A 19,302-nucleotide genomic window follows, 5' to 3' on the forward strand; every position below is an offset into this window, starting at 1 on the left:
TAGCCGCGACGCTCTACTAGTGCGTTCACCAGCCTCCGAGCCTGGACGACCGCCTTGCTGGAACCCTTGCGGGCCGCCACCTCCGCCAGACCGCCGACGGTGCCGCCCGGCTTGAGGCGCTGGGCCAGTTCGACCGCGAGCTCGACCAGGTCCGCGACCCTGTTGTGCGACCACGCCTTCGGCAGCGCGGTCGCCAGCAGGTCCCACATCTGCGCGGCGGCTCCGGAACGTGCGGCGTCGCGCAGGCACGGCACCACGCGGTTCAGCGCGAGTTCGCCGCGTTCCAGCAGCAGGCCGACGACCTCGCCCAGCGCCTTGCCGTCGAGCTGGTCGCGGGCCGCGAGGATCAGCAGCGCGTCGACGGCGTGGGCACGGCCGACCGTCCCCTCGGCGCCCAGCCCGTAGGCGAGCGCGAGATGCGTGGCTGCGCCGATCGGACCCTCCGCCTCGGCGAGTGCGGGCAGCACCGGGCCGTCGTCGACCTTCGACTCCCGGCCGTTCGCGAGGATCGGCACGAGGTAGGCGGCGACGACCTCTCGTTGCGCCGGCAGGACAGCGGGCCAGCACAGGAGCATGGCGCCCCAGCCGTTGTAGCTGAACCAGTACCGCTCCGGGTCGGGCAGTCCGGGCGTGAGCGTCACGAGCAGCCGCTTCTCCGGAGGCGGCGGGGTCCCGTAGGCGTGATGCTGCTTGCGCGTGCGTTCGACCAGTTCGGACACCGGATCACTCGAGTCCTCGAGCCACTCGCGCAGCAGCTTGCCCGCGTTGCTCGTCAACGACACGAAGTCCTCCGGCCGGGTGTCTCGCGGCAGCCGGTGGTAGGCCTGCCGGAGGTCACGAGGCCACGGTTCCCAGTTCTCCGCCTCGGCCTTGGCGAGCCGTTCGAGCAGCGTGGCGGCGGCGAGCAGGCCGCTCGTCACGGTCGGCGTCGACACCAGCGCCGGTCGCGGCGAGTCGACGACGCCCTTGGCGATCTCGTTGAGCCGCTTGGCGAGCTGCAGGCTCACCGAGCCCACCTCCGCCCGCCTGAGCTGCTTCATCCACGTCCTGGCCGCCTCCAGCACCGACTCGATCGGGCCGAGCGGTGCGGCGGTCTCGGACACGGCGCCGATGATCGAGACGAGCACCGACCAGCAGTCGCGCCGGGCGTGGTCGGGGTACGTCTCGTAGGCACCGCGGTTCAGCACCCACGGGTACTTCTCGAAGATCGGCGCGAACGCGCTGGCGATCGCTTTCTTGTCCTGCCAGGCGAAGCGGACCACCGCCTCGATGATCCGTTCCGCGGTCACCAGGTCGACCTGCCCCGCGTTGCGGCCGAACAGCCCGTGCACCTCGCCGGTCAGCTCGTCCAGCGTGGCGATCGGGTCCGGCCACGGCCGCGGCGTGAACGGTGCGAGCTCGACCGTCTCCTCCGCGACCGTCTCGGCACCGAGCTGGGCGGCGAGGTCGGCAGGCAGTTGCCCGGCCAGCGACAGCAGTTCGGTCCGGGTGGTGTCGCCGATCTTCGCCTGGTGCTGGGCGATCAGCGTGACGGCCTGGCCGCGCAGGTCGTCCGACTCGTGCGCGAACAGCTCCGCGACGGTCAGCACGACCTCGTCCGGAGTGGACTTGGCGTGCTTGCCGAGCCACGTGAGCTGGGTGCGGATCAGCTTCTTCTCGGTGCGGCCGAAGACCCACCGGCTCGCGTCGGCGAGCAGGTCGAAGTCGAGCCTTCCCGCTTCGTCCAACGACTTCAGCCGGTCCTGCGCGAGGGTGGCGACCGTCGAACGCGAGTCGGGCAGCATCGCGACGTAGTCGCGTACGTGCTCGGCGGTCTCGTCCAGCGTCACGTCGAGAGTCTTGTGCAGCGCGAGGAAACCCTCCATCTCCGAGGCGCTGCCGCCCTGCTGGAGCCGGGCCAGGCAGCCGTCGAGGAGCACCCGCCGGTCTGCCCGCTCGCACAGGAACTGCGGCCACTGCCCGGTGTTCGCGAAGATCGCCCCGCTGCCGACGACCTCCAGCATGCGCGGGATCAGCGCGTCGAAGGACGGACGCCAGTCCGTGTAGCCGCCGTAGAACAGGAAGTGGAACAGGAACCCGTCGGTGTCGGGCGGGTTGTCGCCGCAGAACTCCAGCACGATCCGCATCAGGTCGTGCCGGCTCGGTTCCCGAGTGGGCATCTTCGCGGCGACCCGTGCGACCAGGTCCGGCAGCCATGCGGGGTCGCGGTGCCGCAGCACGTCCAGCGCCTCGGTGATGCCGTTCTCCTGGCTCATGCCGTGCCACCAGATCTGGTAGCGCACCAGCCACGGCGTGAGCGTGGAGGCGTTCGGCAGCAACCCGATGCCCGCGATCTGCAAGGCGGCGTGGTGGTCCCAGTTCCGGCCGGACGCCCGCCGCTTCTTCTCGTACGCGACGAGGTCGGCAGCGCGTTCCTTGCGTTCCTCCGGCGTGAGGCTCTTGAGCACCTCCCCGAGCGCGAGCAACTGGTCTGATTCGATCAGAGCCTGGATCCTGTCGAAGCTCACGCGGTCCCTCCCAGTGCGCTCATCAGCCTCTTCGCCTGCACGACGGCCTTGCTCGATCCCTTGCGGGCGGCGACCTCGGCCAGTCCGCCGACCGTGCCGCCCGGCTGGAGCCGCTGGGCCAGTTCGACCGCGAGCTCGATCACGTCCGCCACCCGGTTGTGGGTCCACAGTCGCGGAACGGCTGTGGTCAGGGCGTCCCAGATCTGGCGTGCGGCACCGGAGCGGGCCGCGTCGCGCAGGCAGGGCACGACCCGGTTCATCACGAGGTCACCGCGTTCGAGCAACCGTCCCAGGAAATCACCGAGCGTCCGGCCGTCGAGCTGGTCGCGTGCGGCGAGGATCAGCACCGCGTCAACGGCGTGGGCGCGGTTGACGGTCAGCTCGGCCCCGAGTCCGTAGGAGAGGGCGAGGTGCAGGGCAGGGCCCGCTGGGCCGTGGGCTTCGGCGAGCATCGGCAGAAGTGGGCCGTCGGCGCCCTTCGAGGCCGTCCGCGCCCGCAGGTGCGGAACGAGGTGAGCGGCGACGACCTCCCGCTGGACGGGCAGCGAGGAGGGCCACCACTCCATCATCGGGCCCCAGCCGTCGTTGTCGCGCAGGAACTGCTCCGGCTCCTCCAAGCCGGGGGTGACGGTCGCGTACAGGCCGGTCTCGGCCATGTAGGACGAGTACCGCCACGGATGCCGGTAGGTGCGTTCCACGATGGCGATCTCGGGGTCGGTCCTGCTCGCGAGCCAGTCGCGCACCTTCGCGGCCGCCTTGCTGGTCAGCGACGCGAACACGGCGGTGTCCGTGTCGCGCGGCAGGCGCTGGACGGCCTGGCGCAGGTCGCGCTGCCACGGTTCCCAGCCCTCGGCCTCGGCCCTGGCCAGGCGGTCGGCCAGCGTCGCAGGGTCGATCAGGCCGGACATCTCGGTGGGCGTGGACACCAGGGCCGGCTTCGGCAGGTGCACGAGGCCTCTCCCGATCTCGTACAGCCGCTTGGCGAGTTCGTCCCCGACCGCCCCGATGCCGTGCTCCGGCTTCCGGTTGCGAGCGAAGTCCACTTCGGTGCTCACCCCGTGCTTCAGCGGGCGCGGCTTGTCGCGCGCGTCGAGAACCGCTCCGATGAGCTCGGAACGCGGGGTGTGCTGGGAGTCGTCGAACCACGGGGTGTTCTCGGAGAACGGCCGGATCGCCTCGCCGAGAGCTTCCCTGTCCTGCCAGGCGAACCGGACCACCGCCTCGATGATGCGTTCCGCTGTGGACGGTTCGACGTAGCTCGAGTTGCGGCCGAACGCGCTGAGCAGCTCCCCGGTGAGTTCGTCGAGGGTGGCGATCAGACTCGGGAACGGCCTGGGCTCGAACGCGGCCAGTTCCGGGGCTTGTTCCTGGGACGTGATGCCGCCGAGCTGTTCCGCCAGGTCTCCCGGCAGCTGCTCGGCCAGGGCCCGGACCTCGGCCTGCGTCGTGTCGCGGGCGTTGCCGAGGTGCTTCGCGATCAGCTTGACGGCTTGGCCGCGCAGGTCGTCCGACTTGTGCGCGAACAGCTCCGCCGCGGTCAGCACCACCTCGTCCGGGTTCGCCTTGCCGTGCTTGCCGAGCCACGTGAGCTGGGCGCGGACGAGCTTCTTCTCGGTGCGGCCGAACACCCACCGGCTCGCCTCGCACAGCAGGCCGAAGTCGAGCCTTCCGGCATCGTCGAGCCGCTTCAGCTGGTCCTGGGCAAGACCGGCGACCGTCGAACGCGAGTCCGGCAGCATGGCGACGTAGTCCCGCGCGTGCGCGGCGATCTCCTCGACCGTGACCTCGATGACCTCGTGCAGGACGAGGAAACCGCCCACCTCGGCGGCCGTTCCGCCCTGCTGCAGGCGGGCCAGGCAGCCGTCGAGGAGCACCTGCCGGTCCGCCCTGTCGCGCAGGAACTCGGGCCACTGGCGCCGGGCGCCCATGATCCCGCCGCTGCCGACGACCTCCAGCATCCGCGGGATCAACGTGTCGAACGCGGGCTTCCACCTCGTGTGGACGCCGGAGTCCATGAAGTGCAACAGAAAGCCGTCCGAGTCCGGCGGGTCGTCGCCGCAGAACTCGAGGACGACGTGGAGGAGGTCCTGCCGCCAGCGCTCGCGCGTCGGCATCCTCGCGGCGATCCTCGTGACCAGGTCCGGCATCCACGTGAGCTCGCGATGCCGCAGCACGTCGACGAGAGCACCGGCGTTGTCGTCGTGCCGCCGGCTGTGGTGCATCGATATCGGGTAGCGGACCAGCCACGGGGTGAGGGCCGACGCGCTCGGAAGCAGTCCCGCGCCCGCGATCGCCAGCGGCTCGCCGTGCTGCCAGCGCCCGTCGCTCGCCCGGTGCGCCTTCTCGTACGCGATCAGGTCTTTCGCGCACTCCTTGCGCTGCTCGGCGGTGAGGCCCTTGAGCGCTTCCCCCAGCGGGTAGGCGCGACCCGACTCGATCAGCGCCTGGATCCGGGCGAACGTCACACCTTTCCCCTGACCATGTCCGCCGCCAGCACGTGCTTGCACTTGCCGCGCCCGCCGCGGTACTCGGCCCACCACTGGCAGGTGCACGCCTCGCCGTTGACGCGGTACGACCCCACGACCGCGGTGTCGCCGTCCCAGCTGACGGCGTTCTGCGTGACGAGCGCCTTCGCGTTGCGCAGCCTGGGGTTCATGGCCTCGACGTCGATGCCGCCGTAGGGCAGTTCGCGGTGGAAGTACGACGCCTCGGCGAGGTCGTAGCCCACCCGGCCGGCCGTGCCCAGTTGCGCCAGCGCGTCCTTCACCCTGGCCGAGGCGAGTCCGGACCGGTCGGCCAGGTCGGCGACGTCCACGCGGGGTTCGAAGTCGAGCAGCGCGCCGACCAGTTCGGCGTCGGTGTCGGCGTCTCCCGCCGCGAGCCCGTCCAGAACGGCGCCTTCGCCGGACAGGCCTCGGGTCACCTCGGGCGACAGGACGAGCGTCAGGCGTTGCGCGCCGAGGTCGACCTCCCAGCCGCTCGCGACGGGCTTGCCGGCGGGCGGCGGGCCGTAGAGCCGGACGGCCTTCGCGAAGCGCAGCAACGGGATGAGGGTCTCCAGGCGGTTCGGGCCCGCCAGGCACACGGCGTTGGCCGAGGCCGTTCCGCTGAGCCGCAACGACTTCCCGGACGGCACGGCCCACACCGCCGCGCGGCCCTTGGGCAGCGTCTTGAGGAACCGCTGCGCGTCCGCCGCCGAGAGCTTGGCCTTCAGGTCGAACTTCGAGGTGAGGACCTGGGTCTCGGCGAAGCCCCGCAACCAGCGCGGTGGCAGCGGGACCTTCTTCTCGACGACCGCGCCGTCGAGCGTGCCGAACTCGACCTGGTCGGGCCCCACCGTGAGGTGCAGCGGGTCGCCCTTGGTCACGCGGGCGAGGGCACGCCGCAACGGCTCGTTGACGTCGACGTTCGTGGTGCCGCGGTCGTGCACCTCGCCGTCGAGGGCGTCGCCGAGGACGTCCAGGCGCGCGTAGACACCGCAGCAGCCGGAGAACGACTCGAAGCGCAGCCGGTCGCCGTTGCAGGTGACGACCGGGTCCCGCAGGCGCTCGGTGGTGGGCTGGAAGTACCGGGTGCCGGCGACCTTGGCGATCGCGAGCAACGCCGTCGCGGCCTGCTGCGAGTCGCCGAGGAACCCGGTGAAGAAGCGCGGGTTCGGCGCCCGGCCGCCGGAGGTCTGCAGTCCGAGGGCGCGCCGTGTCTCGTCCAGCCGGGAGTCGGCCACGTAGGCGTACGAGTGCATCGCGCCACTCTAGGGAACAGGCGTTCGACTCGGCACCCGAATGATCAAACGTAGCGGCGCAACAGGTCCTCCTCGGTCTCCCTGCGCACGATCGGCCTGGCGACCCCGTCCTTGACGGCGATGACCGGCGGACGGCAGACCTGGTTGTAGTTCGACGCCAGGGCGTGGTGGTAGGCACCCGTCGCGGGGACGGCGAGCAGGTCCCCGGCGTGCACGTCCCTCGGGAGGAGCACGTCCTCGGCGAGCACGTCGCCGGCCTCGCAGTGCCTGCCGACAACGGTGACAGGCTTGGGTTTTCCACCTCGGCCCACGAGCCGGACGGCGTATTTGGCTCCGTACAACGCGGGACGCGGGTTGTCGCTCATGCCACCGTCGACGGCCACGAACGTGCGCACTGATTCTTTGACCGCGCACACCCGGTACAGGGTCACACCGGCGTTCGCGACGATCGAGCGGCCGGGTTCGACGAGCAGGCGCGGCGGCGGCACGCGGTGCAGCGCGCACTCGTAGTTGAGGGCGCCCAGGACCCGGTGGGCGAACCCCGCGAGGTCGAAGTCCGAGTCGCCCCGCAGGTACGGCGCGCAGAAGCCGCCACCGAGGTCGAGCTGCTCGATCCTGGTGCCGCAGGACGCGATCAGGCGGACCATCCGGCGCACGGCTTCCTCGTAGCTCGCCACGAGCCTGATCTGCGAGCCGAGGTGGCAGTGCAGGCCCACGAGTCTCAGCGACGGCTGCTCGACCACCCGCAGGACCGCTTCCAGGGCGGCGCCGGAAGCCAGTGAGAAACCGAACTTCTGGTCCTCGACGCCGGTCGCGATCTTGGCGTGGGTGTGGGCGTCGATGCCGGGCGTCACGCGGATCATGACCTCCTGGCCGCGGGTCGCCAGGGCACCGAGCTGGGCGATCTCGTCGAACGAGTCGACGACGATCCTGGAGACGCCGTGCTCCAGGGCCGCCTTGAGGTCTTCGGCGGTCTTCACGTTGCCGTGCATGACCATCCGCGTCGCCGGGAACCCGGCGGCCCTGGCCAGTGCGAGCTCTCCGGCCGAGGACACGTCCAGGGACAGGCCTTCCTGCGCCATCCAGCGGTAGACCTCGGGGCAGGGCAACGACTTCCCCGCGAACACGACCTCGGCGCCGGGCAGTGCGGCGAGGAAGGCCCTCGCCCTGCTGCGGACCGTCTGTTCGTCCAGGACCTGGCACGGGGTGCCGAAGCGCGCCGCCAGCTGCGTGACGGGAAGTCCACCGATGACCAGGTCCTGGCCGGCGATCCGGGTGCCGTCCGGCCAGAGACCGTCCTCCAGCACCGGTTCGGTGGAGCATCCGGTGCTGGGCAACAACTCCGCGAGTGTCATGCGTCCAGCACACGCCTGCCGCGGGTCCGTGCCCAGATCCCGGACGGGACCCTGACACGGGCGGGCCCCGCCTTGACGCGATCCTGACGATCGCGGTGGCGGGGACCACATCAGTGCGCGCAGCACCCCATCGGCGTCGCCGGTGCCTCCACCGGTTCCTGTGCGGCGGCCTCGATCTCCCGGAGGACGCGCGTGCGGTCGGCCGGGCCGAGGTAGCGGCCCCGGCTGACGACGGCATGGATGCGGCCCACGTTCGTGATGTCCCGCAACGGGTCCGCGTCCAGCACGACCAGGTCCGCCCGCTTGCCCGGGGTGACCGTGCCCGACTCGTGCTCCCGGCCGACGCAGCGCGCGGCGTCGCGGGTGGCGGCCTGGAGGGCCTGGTCCGGGCTGAGGCCCGCCTGGACCAGCAGCGCCAGTTCGTCGTGCAGGGAGAAGCCCGGGAAGACGTAGGCGAAGCCCGCGTCGGTACCCGCGACGACGCCCACGCCCGCCTCGTGCATCTGCTGGAGCAGGCGCATGCGGGCGTCCCCGAACCTCCGCAGCTCCGCGACTTCCTCGGGCGTGCGGGCGGGGCGGCCGGACATGATCTGCTGCCACTGCGCGCGCAGGCCGACGGGGATGTAGCGCATCCGTTCGAGGGCCACCGGGTCGTTCGTGATGGTCTCGGGTGAGCGGGACATGTTCCGTTCGACGAAGAGGGTCGGCGACTGCCACGTCCCCTGCCTGGCCATAGCGGCGAACAACTGCCGGGCGCGGGCCGGTGAGTGGGTGGCGACGGCCGCGCGTTCCATCCGGCCCGCGTGGCGGCCCCACCAGTTCGGGTCGGCCGGGTCGTCGGGCATGGCACGGAGCTGGGCGTACAGGGCGTCGGCGTTGTCCGATGTGGACGTGAACAGGTTGTAGAGGTGTTCGTGGGTGTGCTGCGCCAGCGCGTCCTGCACCGGCACGCGGGCCGGAACGTGCCCGGCGAACGGGATCCGCAGCCTGCGGGCCTCGTCGGCGATGGCGGCGTGGCACTCCGGCGAGAGGAACGAGTAGACCTTGACGAAGTCCGCTCCCCCGTCCCTGGCCCTGCGCACGGCGGCGCGGGCCTCCTGCGGGGTGCGGACGACGTCCGAACCGGGCCAGATGGAGCCGGGTCCGTCGACGATCGTGCTGGCGACCACCATGCGCGGACCGAGGATCTCGCCGGACTCGATGCGACGGTGGGTGTCGTGGGTCTCGGGCCGGCCCCACATCTCGCGGATGCCCGTGACGCCTTGGACGACGTGCAGTGGCGCGACGGTGTTCTCGAAGAACGTCGCATGCGTGTGCAGGTCCCACAGGCCGGGGATCACGTACTTCCCGGCCACGTCGATCACCCGCACGCCGCGGGGCACGTCACGGTGCCGGCCGGCGGCCAGGATCCGGTCGCCGGCCAGCACGACGGTCGCGTCGCGGACGGGCGGGCGGCCGGTGCCGTCGATGAGCGTCGCTCCTCGCAGCACGGTCACGCCGCTCGCCGCCATCGCGGGTTGTCCCACCGCACCCAGCGCGACCGCTCCGAGTGCGCCTTTCCCCAGCCAGGACAGCACGTCCCGGCGCGCAAGCTCCCCCACTGCTCCACCTTCCCCCGAAGTCCCCTGTTGCCACGCTAGCGACTTCGGGGCGGTGGAACAGTAGGGCTAGCCGGAAGAACTACGGCCGGGTCCACACCGCCACGTAGTCGACCGCCATCGAACGGCCGGGCGTCGTCTCCGGGACAGGAGTGCCGCGGCCAGCCACGCCGTTCGGGAACGCGCCGCCCATCGCCACGTTCAGCAGGATGAAGTAACCCTGGTGGGACGTCATGTTGTTCCAGGTGGTCGCGTCCATCTGGTTCTGCCGCACGGTGTGGAACTGCTGGCCGTCGACGTACCAGCGCAACTGGTTCGGGCTGACCGAGCGGTCCCACTCGAAGCGGTAGGTGTGGAAGTTGCCGGGGCACTGGCTGCCGGGGCAGGCGCGGGAGGCGCCGAGACCGTTCGTCTCGTTGCACGGACCACCCGGGTTCACGCCGCAGTGCAGCACGCCCCAGACGCTGTTGATGCCGTTGACGTTCTCCATGATGTCGAACTCGCCGATGCTCGGCCAGTTCCAGTAGTTGCCGCGGTACGGGGCACCCAACGCCCAGAACGCGGGCCAGTAGCCGAGCGCGCCGGTGCCGGTGATGTTCGGCATCTGGATGCGGCCCTCGATGCGCAGCACGCCGCCTGCCGGTGCCTTGAAGTTCGCCCGGCGGGATTCGATGCGGGCCGAGGTCCACTCGCCGTTGGCCGCACGCCACGGAATGATCCGCAGGTTGCCGGTGCCGTCGAGGCGCAGGTTGGCGCGGTCGTTGGTGTAGCGCTGGATCTCGCCGGTGCCCCAGTTGCCAGGGCCGCCGGGGTAGCCGTGACCGGTGTCGACGATCCAGTTGTTCGAGTTCGGCGCCGTGTTGTTCGCACCGTCGAAGTCGTCCGACCAGGCCAGCGACCAGCCGGGCGGTGTCGGTGGGACCGCCGCCCGGGCGACGCCGGACAGCGGGAGCGCCAGGAGCAGCGCCAGGAGCGCATACCGAAGTTTTCGAGCCACGATGATGACCTCTCTGTCACGATCGTGCGGCAGCGGACTCCCATGGAAGCGCTCTCACGCCTCCGCGTCAACCTCAGAGCTCGAACCGGTATCCCATTCCCGGCTCGGTGATCAGGTGCTTCGGGCGGGCCGGGTCGTCCTCCAGCTTGCGCCGCAATTGAGCGAAGTAGACGCGCAGGTACTGGGACTCGTTGACGTGCATCGGCCCCCACACCTCCTGCAGCAGCTGCTTCTGCGACACGAGCCGGCCGGGGTTGCGTGCCAGGATCTCGACCAGGCCCCACTCGGTCGGTGTCAGGTGGACCTCGCGGCCTCCTCGCTGCACCTTCTTCACCGCCAGGTCGACGACGAACGACGCCGTCTCGACCACGGGATCGCCGGCCTCGCGCGCCACGGTGCGGCGCACGGCGGCACGCAGCCTGGCCAGCAGCTCGTCCATCCCGAACGGCTTGGTCACGTAGTCGTCGGCCCCGGCGTCGAGGGCCTCGACCTTGGCCGACGAGTCGGTGCGCGCGGACAGCACGATGATCGGGATCGTGGACCAGCCGCGCAGCCCGGCGATCACGTCCACGCCGTCGATGTCGGGCAGGCCGAGGTCGAGCACGACCACGTCCGGCTTGCCCTCGACGGCGACGCCCAAGGCGGATCTGCCGTCGTAGGCCGTCATGACCTCGTAGCCGCGAGCGCTGAGGTTGATCCTCAACGCACGGACGATCTGCGGTTCGTCGTCGACCACCAGCACTGATGTCATCGGGAAGTCTCCTCGTAGGCGGGCAGTGAGATGACCACGGTCAGTCCGCCGCCCGGGGTGTCCTCGGCGCTGATCTCCCCTCCCATGGCGGCGGTGAAGCCCTTCGCGACGCTCAGCCCGAGCCCGACGCCCGGTGTGGCGGAGCGGTCGCCGAGGCGCTGGAACGGTGCGAACAACCTGTGTCCCGTCTTCTTCGGCAGGCCGGGACCGTGATCCACGATCCGCAGTTCGACGGAGGAACCGTGGTGGCTGGCACGGATCGTGACCGGCGACGGACTGCCGTGCCGCAGGGCGTTGTCCACCACGTTGGCGACCACGCGCTCCAGCAGACCCAGGTCCGCAAGGACGGGCGGGAGGTCCTCGGCCACCACCACCGTCACCTCTCCCCCGATGCCGGCGAGCGCCCTGGCCACGACCTCGTAGTAGCCGACCGGCCGCAGCACCGGCTCGACCGAACCGGTCGCGAGCCGGGACGAGTCCAGCAGGTTGTCCACCAGGCCGGTCAGCCGGTCCGCGGACTCCTCCACGGTCGCCATCAGCTCGGTGACGTCCTGTTCGGACAGTGGCAGCGAGGTGTCGCGCAGGCTCCCGATCGCCGCCTTGATCGACGTCAGCGGTGTGCGGAGGTCGTGGCCCACCGCCGACAGCAGGGCCGTGCGCAACTCCGACGTCTCCGCTTTCCGTTGCGCGTGCAGGGCGTCGGCGGCCATCCGCTGCTGCCGCAGTGCCACGAACGTCTGCCCGGCCGCGGCCTCCAGCACCCGCTGGTCGCTCGCGGGCAGCACGCGACCGCTCAGCCTCAGCCGCACGTCGTCCGTGACCGTCACCTCGGTCACGGGACCGGAGTCCCTTCCGGCGCACTCCACGCGGGTCCAGGTGCCGTCCCGCCGCTCCACGAGAGCGACCGACTCCAGGCCGAAGTTCTCCCGGATCTTCTCCAGCAGCCGGGTCAGCGGACACGGGCTCGTGAGCACGGTCCGCGAATAGGAGGCCAGCAACGCGGCCTCGGTTCGCGCCCGCGCGCCCTGTTCCGCCAGCCGGGCCGCCCGGTCGACCGTCAGCGCCACCACGGTCGCGACGATCACCATGGCCGCCAGCGTGATCACGTTCTCCGGCGTGCGCACGGCCAGGCTGTAGTACGGCTCGGTGAAGAAGTAGTTGAGCAGCCCGGCTCCGAGGACCGCGCAGAACAACGCGGGGCCCAGCCCGCCCGCGATCGCCACCACGCACGTGACCAGCAGGAACGCCACCAGGTCGGTCGAGAAGTCCAGTTCGTCGCGCCACAGCATGCCCAGCGCCGTCACCGCCGCCGGCAACGCCAGCGACAGGCCCCAGCCGATGAGGCGGCGCCGGAGCGACAGCGGGTCCGCGCCGGTCTTCCACCGCAGACCCCGCCGCGACTCGTCGTGCGTGACCATGTGCACGTCGATCGCGCCGGACTCCTGCACCACGGCCGCGCCGATGCCCTCGTCGAACGCCCGCGCGACCCGCGACCTGCGCGAGGTCCCGAGGACGAGCTGGGTGGCGTTGACCCCGCGGGCGAACTCCAGCAGTGCCGTCGGCACGTCGTCGCCCACCACCGAGTGGAACGTCGCGCCGACGTCCTCGGTGATCCTGCGGGAGCGGGCGATGTGCTCGGGCGCGGCGCCGGACAGCCCGTCGCCGCGCATCACGTGCAGCACCAGCAGTTCCGCGCCCGCCCGCGTCGCGATCCGGCGCGCGCGGCGGATCAGCGTCTCGCTCTCCGGGCCGCCGGTGATCGAGACGACGACCCGTTCCCTGGTCTCCCAGGTGTCGGTGATCTCCTTCTCGTTGCGGTACCGCTGCAACGCGACGTCGACCTGGTCGGCGACCCAGAGCAGCGCCAGTTCGCGCAACGCCGTCAGGTTGCCGGGCCGGAAGTAGTTGCCCAGCGCGGCGTCGATCCGGTGCGCCGGGTAGACGTTGCCGTGCGCCAGCCGCCGTCGCAACGCCTCCGGGGTGATGTCGACCAGCTCGACCTGCTCGGCGCGGCGGACCACCTCGTCCGGCACGGTCTCCCGCTGCCGGACACCGGTGATCCGCTCGACGACGTCGTTCAGCGACTCCAGGTGCTGGACGTTCACCGTCGACAGGACGTCGATGCCCGCTTCGAGCAGTTCCTCGACGTCCTGCCACCGCTTCTCGTTGCGCGAGCCCGGAGCGTTGGTGTGCGCGAGCTCGTCGACCACCGCGACCTCGGGCCGGCGGGCCAGGACCGCGTCCACGTCCATCTCGGACACTTCCAGCTCACGGTGCCGCATCACCCTGCGCGGCACCACTTCCAGGTCTTCGAGCAGGGAGGCGGTCTTGTCGCGGCCGTGGGTCTCCACGAGTCCGACCACCACCTCCGTGCCGCGCTCCCGGCGCCGGTGTGCCTCGCCGAGCATGGCGAAGGTCTTGCCGACGCCGGGAGCGGCGCCGAGGTAGATCCTCAGCTCACCCCGGCGACCGTCAACGCCCATCATTTTTGGGTTGCGCTGTCGATGGCACGGTTCAGCGCAGTCACGTTGACGGTGGTGGTGAAGGTGCCGTGAGTGTGGGCAGCGACCAGCTCACGCACCTCCTCCACCGGCAGCCCGGACGCGCGTGCCACACGGGGCACCTGCAACGCCGCGTAGTCCGGGCTGATGTGCGGGTCGAGGCCGGACGCGGACGCCGTCACGGCGTCCTGCGGCACCTGGCTCTCGGGCACGCCTTCGCGTTGCGCCACAGCGGTGCGGCGCTCGGCGACGACCCTGGTGTAGTCCTCGTTCAGCTCGCCCTTGTTCGAGCCACCGGACGCGGGCAGCGTCGCGGCCGACGGCCTCGGCACGAAGTACCGGTCGCCCTCGCGGGCCACCGCGACCAGCGTCGTGTCCGTGGCCTCGGCGTTGGCGTGCAGGCCGGGGATCCGCGACACGCCCCACACCGACAGCGGGTAGAGCACACCGAGGAGCACCGTGAGTGCGAGCAGGATCCGCAGACCCGCCCACGACTGCTTGAGGAAGTTCGTCATTCGCTTCAGCCGATCCCGGGGATGAGTCGCACGAGCAGGTCGATCAGCCAGATCCCGGCGAACGGCGTCACGACGCCGCCCAGGCCGTAGATCAGCAGGTTGCGCCGCAGCAGCGCCGAGGCACTGGACGGCCGGTACCGCACGCCCTTGAGCGCCAGCGGGATCAGCGCCACGATGACCAGGGCGTTGAAGACCACCGCCGACAGGATCGCGGACTGCGGCGTGGCCAGGTGCATGATGTTGAGCTTGTCCAGCGCCGGGTAGATCGCCGCGAACATGGCGGGCAGGATCGCGAAGTACTTCGCCAGGTCGTTCGCCACGGAGAACGTCGTCAGCGCACCACGCGTGATCAGCAGCTGCTTGCCGATCTCCACGATCTCGATGAGCTTGGTCGGGTCCGAGTCGAGGTCGACCATGTTGCCGGCCTCCTTCGCGGCCGACGTGCCGGTGTTCATCGCGACACCCACGTCCGCCTGGGCCAGCGCGGGCGCGTCGTTCGTGCCGTCACCGGTCATCGCGACCAGCCGGCCGCCCTCCTGCTCCTTGCGGATCAGGGCCATCTTGTCCTCGGGCTTGGCCTCGGCGAGGAAGTCGTCGACCCCGGCCTCCTCCGCGATGGCCTTGGCGGTCAACGGGTTGTCACCGGTGACCATGACCGTCCGGATGCCCATCGCGCGCAGCTCGGCGAAGCGTTCCTTCATGCCGGGCTTCACCACGTCCGACAGCCGGATGATGCCGAGGACCTTCCCGTTCTCGGCGACGACGAGCGGGGTGCCGCCCTGCGCGCTGATCTCGTCGACGATCTCGCGGGCCGTGTCGGTCAGCTCGAACGCCGACGCGGCGCCCTTGCGGATGCTGCGCTCCCCGAGGTCGATGCCGGACATCCTGGTCTGGGCGGTGAACGGGACGAACTCGCCGGTCTTCTCGTGCTCACTGGCGGGTTCACCGCCCGCCAGCTCCAGGATGCTGCGGCCTTCCGGGGTGTCGTCGGCCAGGCTCGCGAGCCGGGCAGCCGCGACGAGCGTCTCGCCGGAGGTCGGGCCGACCGCGATGAACTCGGTCGCGCGCCGGTTGCCCCAGGTGATCGTGCCGGTCTTGTCGAGCAGCAACGTGTCGATGTCGCCGGCGGCCTCGACCGCCTTGCCCGAGGTGGCCAGGACGTTGCGCTGCACCAGCCGGTCCATGCCCGCGATGCCGATGGCGGACAGCAGCGCGCCGATGGTCGTCGGGATCAGGCAGACCAGCAACGCCGTCAGCACGACGACCGACTGCTCGCCGCCCGAGTAGATCGCGAACGGTTGCAGCGCCACGACGGCCAGCAGGAAGATGATCGTCAGCGTCGACAGCAGGATCGTCAGGGCGATCTCGTTCGGCGTCTTCTGCCGTTCCGCACCCTCGACGAGCGCGATCATCCGGTCCACGAAGGACTCGCCGGGCCTGGTCGTGATCCGGACGACGATCCGGTCCGACAGCACGGTCGTGCCTCCGGTGACCGCACACCGGTCGCCGCCGGACTCGCGGATGACGGGCGCGGACTCGCCGGTGATCGCGGACTCGTCCACCGTCGCGATGCCCTCGACGACGTCACCGTCGCCGGGGACGACCTCGCCCGCCTCGACGACGACCAGGTCACCGATCTTCAGTTCGGTGCCCGCCACGACGTCACCGTTGACGAGCCGCGCGACGGCGTCGGACTTCGTGCGGCGCAACGACTCCGCCTGCGCCTTGCCACGGCCCTCCGCGACGGCCTCGGCGAGGTTCGCGAACAGCACGGTGAACCACAGCCACGCCGCGACGGCGATGGTGAACACGCTCGGCTCGGTCACCGCGAACACGGTGACCAGCAACGAACCCACCCAGACGACGAACATGACGGGACTGCGCAGCTGGTGGCGCGGGTGCAGCTTCTTCAGGGCCTCGGGAAGAGCGGCCGCGAGACCGGGCTTGGTGGTCACAGCAGTGCCTCCGCGATGGGACCGAGAGCGAGAGCGGGAACGAACGTCAGCGCGGCGACCAGGACGATCGAGCCGGTCAGCAGGGTCGCGAACAACGGACCGGTGGTGGGCAGCGTGCCCGCCGTCACCGGCACCTTCTTCTGCGCCGCAAGGGATCCGGCGAGCGCGAGCACCGCGACGATCGGGACGAACCGGCCGAACAGCATGCACAGGCCGAGCGACGACTGGAACCAGTCGTTCGTCACCGTGATCCCGCCGAACGCCGACCCGTTGTTGTTCGACGCCGACGCGTAGGCGTAGAGGATCTCCGACAGGCCGTGCTCTCCGGGGTTGTTGAGAGCGCCCTGCGTGCTCGGCAGGATCGCGGCGATGCCGGCGCCGATCAGCAGCACCGTCGGCATCGCGAGGATCGACACCGCGGCCGCCGTGACCTCCTTGCGCCCCAGCTTCTTCCCCAGGTACTCGGGTGTGCGGCCGACCATCAGGCCCGCCAGGAACATCGCGATGACCGCCATCACGAGGATGCTGTAGAGCCCCGTGCCGACACCGCCCGGCGTCATCTCGCCGAACAGCATGTTGAGCAGCGCGGCACCGCCGCCGAGCCCCGTGTAGCTGTCGTGCAGCGAGTTGACCGCGCCGGTCGACGTGCCGGTGGTGGAGTTCGCGAAAAGAGCGCTGCCGGGAATGCCGAAGCGGAGTTCCTTGCCCTCCAGGGGCCTGATGCCGTTGGCCTCCGCGGCCCAGATCACGGCGAGCATGGCCGTCCAGATGACGCCCATGACGCTGAGCAGGACGTAGCCCTGCTTCCTGTCGCCGGCGAGCCGGCCGAACGTGCGGGTCAGCGCGACCGGGATGACCAGGATCAGGAAGATCTCGATCAGGTTGGTCCACTCGCCCGGATTCTCGAACGGGTGCGCTGAGTTCGCGTTGAGGACACCGCCACCGTTGGTGCCGAGCTCCTTGATGACCTCCTGGCTGGCAACGGGTGCGTTCGCCACGATCTGCCCGTCGACGTCCACTCCGGACTTGAGCGACATCGTGACACCGAACGCGATCAGCACGATCGCGCCGATGAACGCGATCGGCAGCAGGATCCGGAGGGTGCCGCGCACCAGGTCGACCCAGAAGTTGCCCAGCCGGTCGGTCTGGTGCCGCACGAAACCGCGGACGAGCGCGATGGCCACGGCCAGGCCGACCGCCGCCGACACGAAGTTCTGCACGGTCAGGCCGATCATCTGGACCGCGTGGCCCATGACGGCTTCCGGCACGTACGACTGCCAGTTCGTGTTGGCCACGAAGCTGATCGCCGTGTTGAACGCCATGCCGGGACCGACGTTGCCGCGGTCGAAACCGAACGGCAGCAACGACTGTGCGCGCTGGATCACGTACAGGAACACGATGCCGACGAACGAGAAGCCCAGCACGCCGTACGCGTAGGTGCTCCACTTCTGCTCGGCGTCCGGGTTGATGCGGGCGAAGCGGTAGATGGCTCGCTCGGCTTTCAAGTGGCCCTGGGCGGTGAAGACGCGGGCCATGTAGTCGCCGAGGGGCCGGTACACGACCGCCAGGGCCGTGACGAGGATGCCGGTCTGCAGGAGGCCGGCCACGAGGGGTGACATCAGAACTTCTCCGGCCTGACGAGTGCGATGAACAGGTAGACGACGAGCCCGAGTGCGATCACGCCGGCTACGGCGTTCGCGACGAGTCCCGTGCTCACAACTTCTCCAGTCCACGCACCGTCAGGCCCAGCACGACGAAACTCCCGATCAGCAGCAACGCATAGGCCAGGTCGGCCATGACGCCGCTCCCTTCAACGACAAGATGTTCTTGATGACGCCCGGAAGCGTGCATCACGAAATCCCTGATCAGGGGATGCCTGACAGCGTCCTTACGGGGGCGGGTCCGGCTTTTACGCGTTCTTGAGGCCGGGGAGACCTGGGTCTCAGCCGATCGGGCCTGGCGCGGTCACGATGTGTGAAATCGTGCCGGGGTGCTGAACGAGATCGCTGCTCTGCTGCCCGCACGTGGACTGGTCGCGGTCGACGGCGTCGACGGGGCGGGCAAGACGACGTTCTGCGACGAGCTGGCCGAGGTGTTGCGTTCCAGCGGCCGCGAGGTCGTGCGGGCCTCCGTGGACGACTTCCACCACCCGCGGGCGATTCGCTGGCAGCGGGGGAAGGCGTCGCCCGAGGGGTTCTTCCTCGACAGCTTCGACTACCCGCGGTTCATCGACCACCTGCTCACGCCGTTCGCCGAAGGACGGCCGTTCCGGCGAGCGAGCCACGACCTGGAGACCGACGAGTACGTCGACCCGCCGGCCGAGGTCGCGTCACCGGACGCGCTCCTGCTGGTGGACGGGATCTTCCTGCACCGCGACGAGGTCGTCGCGCGCTGGGACTTCTCGGTGTTCCTCGACGTCAGCTTCACCGTGTCCGTCGCGCGCATGGCCGGGCGCGACGGCAGCCCGTCCGATCCGGACGATCCCCGCAACCGCCGCTACGTCGAGGGCCAGCGGCTGTACCTGGCGACGTGCGACCCGGCGTCGCGGGCCGGTCTGGTGATCGACTACGACGCACACCGACCCCCAAATCGTTACCGAACGTGATAACGCCAGGTCACTTCTCGACGACGTAAGGGCGACAGCGTCCGAACGGCGTAACGAGGAGGCCGCAATGGCGACCACGTTCTGGGCTTGGTTCGTGTCCGCAGTCGTCATCGTGCTGCTCGCGGTGGTGGTCCCCTCCCGTCTCAGTGCGCAGAACGTGCTCAGGGACGCCCGTGGCCGCTACAGCCTCTCGCGGGTGCAGGTGATGGTGTGGACGGTCGTGCTGCTCTCGCTGGTCAGCGGCATGGCGTTCGGCCGGTTCGCGGCCGGGCAGGTCGACGTGGCCGGGTTCCAGATCCCGGACCAGGTGCTGTGGCTGCTGGGCATCTCGGTCGGGTCCGGCGTGGTCGCGACCGCCATCAAGGTCACGAAGAGCACGACCCGGCCCGACTCGGTGGCGGCCTACCCGCTGGGCGCGAAAGGCGGGCGGTTCTGGGAGATGCTCACGGCCGAGGAGGGCACGTCGGCGGGCAAGTCGATCGACCTCGCGAAGTTCCAGAACTTCGTGATCACCGTGCTGCTGGTGCTGGTCTACATCGCGCAGGCCGTCTCGGCTTTCCGGGCCGTGGACAACCCCGCCGGCATCGCCGGGCTGCCCGAGTTCTCCAGTGCGTTCCTGGTGCTGCTCGCGGTGAGTCACGCCGGGTACCTGCTGGGCAAGGTGCCGTCGCCGATCGGAACCCCCGAGGGCGGCACGATGGCCGAGCGCCTCGCTTCGGTTGCATCGGAGGAGAATGTGGCGAAGGTCGTCCCGGAGGTGCGCCCCGCGTGATATC

Annotated in this window: 15 protein-coding genes; 2 read left to right on the plus strand and 13 right to left on the minus strand. The window is 70.3% G+C overall.

Going from position 1 to position 19,302, the window contains the following annotated elements:
- The 13 genes from SK571_RS41135 to SK571_RS41195 all read right to left on the minus strand — a co-directional run.
- Positions 1–2,507, minus strand: a 2,507-nt coding sequence (locus SK571_RS41135) for a DUF6493 family protein (RefSeq protein WP_319989538.1), incomplete at its 3' end; no start/stop codon positions are given.
- Entirely contained in the window at positions 2,504–4,972 is a 2,469-nt protein-coding gene (locus SK571_RS41140) for a DUF6493 family protein (RefSeq protein WP_319989539.1), read from the minus strand. The genes SK571_RS41135 and SK571_RS41140, both read right to left, overlap by 4 nt.
- Entirely contained in the window at positions 4,969–6,249 is a 1,281-nt protein-coding gene (locus tag SK571_RS41145) for an SWIM zinc finger family protein (protein WP_319989540.1), read from the minus strand. Before SK571_RS41145 ends, SK571_RS41140 begins: the two co-directional genes overlap by 4 nt.
- A 44-nt stretch (positions 6,250–6,293) precedes the next feature.
- Complete coding sequence (gene lysA, locus SK571_RS41150; RefSeq protein WP_319989541.1) at positions 6,294–7,604, minus strand: diaminopimelate decarboxylase; 1,311 nt, start codon at positions 7,602–7,604, stop codon at positions 6,294–6,296.
- Between the two features lie 110 nt (positions 7,605–7,714).
- Positions 7,715–9,205 (minus strand): amidohydrolase family protein, encoded by a 1,491-nt coding sequence (locus SK571_RS41155; RefSeq protein WP_319989542.1) that lies wholly within the window; start codon positions 9,203–9,205, stop codon positions 7,715–7,717.
- A 79-nt stretch (positions 9,206–9,284) separates the two neighbouring features.
- Positions 9,285–10,199: a glycoside hydrolase family 16 protein gene (locus tag SK571_RS41160; protein ID WP_319989543.1), complete on the minus strand. Its 915-nt coding sequence runs from the start codon at positions 10,197–10,199 to the stop codon at positions 9,285–9,287.
- A 73-nt stretch (positions 10,200–10,272) separates the two neighbouring features.
- Entirely contained in the window at positions 10,273–10,950 is a 678-nt protein-coding gene (locus SK571_RS41165; protein WP_319989544.1) for a response regulator, read from the minus strand.
- Positions 10,947–13,433, minus strand: a complete 2,487-nt coding sequence (locus SK571_RS41170; protein ID WP_319989545.1) for a sensor histidine kinase KdpD — start codon at positions 13,431–13,433, stop codon at positions 10,947–10,949. Before SK571_RS41170 ends, SK571_RS41165 begins: the two co-directional genes overlap by 4 nt.
- A complete protein-coding gene (locus tag SK571_RS41175) occupies positions 13,433–13,966 on the minus strand; it encodes a potassium-transporting ATPase subunit C (RefSeq protein ID WP_319989546.1) in 534 nt (177 codons plus the stop codon). Before SK571_RS41175 ends, SK571_RS41170 begins: the two co-directional genes overlap by 1 nt.
- Positions 13,967–13,971: 5 nt before the next feature.
- Positions 13,972–15,921, minus strand: coding sequence for a potassium-transporting ATPase subunit KdpB (gene kdpB / locus SK571_RS41180; RefSeq protein WP_319989547.1), 1,950 nt, complete (start codon positions 15,919–15,921; stop codon positions 13,972–13,974).
- Positions 15,918–17,540: a potassium-transporting ATPase subunit KdpA gene (kdpA, locus tag SK571_RS41185; protein ID WP_319989548.1), complete on the minus strand. Its 1,623-nt coding sequence runs from the start codon at positions 17,538–17,540 to the stop codon at positions 15,918–15,920. Before kdpA ends, kdpB begins: the two co-directional genes overlap by 4 nt.
- Positions 17,540–17,638: a K(+)-transporting ATPase subunit F gene (gene kdpF, locus SK571_RS41190; RefSeq protein ID WP_319989549.1), complete on the minus strand. Its 99-nt coding sequence runs from the start codon at positions 17,636–17,638 to the stop codon at positions 17,540–17,542. The genes kdpA and kdpF overlap by 1 nt, the downstream gene beginning before the upstream one ends.
- Positions 17,635–17,772 carry a hypothetical protein gene (locus SK571_RS41195; protein WP_319989550.1) on the minus strand — a complete coding sequence of 46 codons (138 nt, stop codon included), beginning with the start codon at positions 17,770–17,772 and terminating at the stop codon, positions 17,635–17,637. Before SK571_RS41195 ends, kdpF begins: the two co-directional genes overlap by 4 nt.
- Before the next feature lie 139 nt (positions 17,773–17,911).
- On the opposite strand from SK571_RS41195, the gene SK571_RS41200 reads away from it, so the two are divergent.
- Positions 17,912–18,526 (plus strand): nucleoside/nucleotide kinase family protein, encoded by a 615-nt coding sequence (locus SK571_RS41200; RefSeq protein WP_319989551.1) that lies wholly within the window; start codon positions 17,912–17,914, stop codon positions 18,524–18,526.
- Between the two features lie 67 nt (positions 18,527–18,593).
- Complete coding sequence (locus SK571_RS41205) at positions 18,594–19,298, plus strand: hypothetical protein (protein WP_319989552.1); 705 nt, start codon at positions 18,594–18,596, stop codon at positions 19,296–19,298.
- The last annotated feature ends 4 nt before the right edge of the window (positions 19,299–19,302 follow it).

Origin of the sequence: Lentzea kristufekii, from assembly GCF_033949925.1 — a bacterium.
GTDB lineage: Bacteria > Actinomycetota > Actinomycetes > Mycobacteriales > Pseudonocardiaceae > Lentzea > Lentzea kristufekii.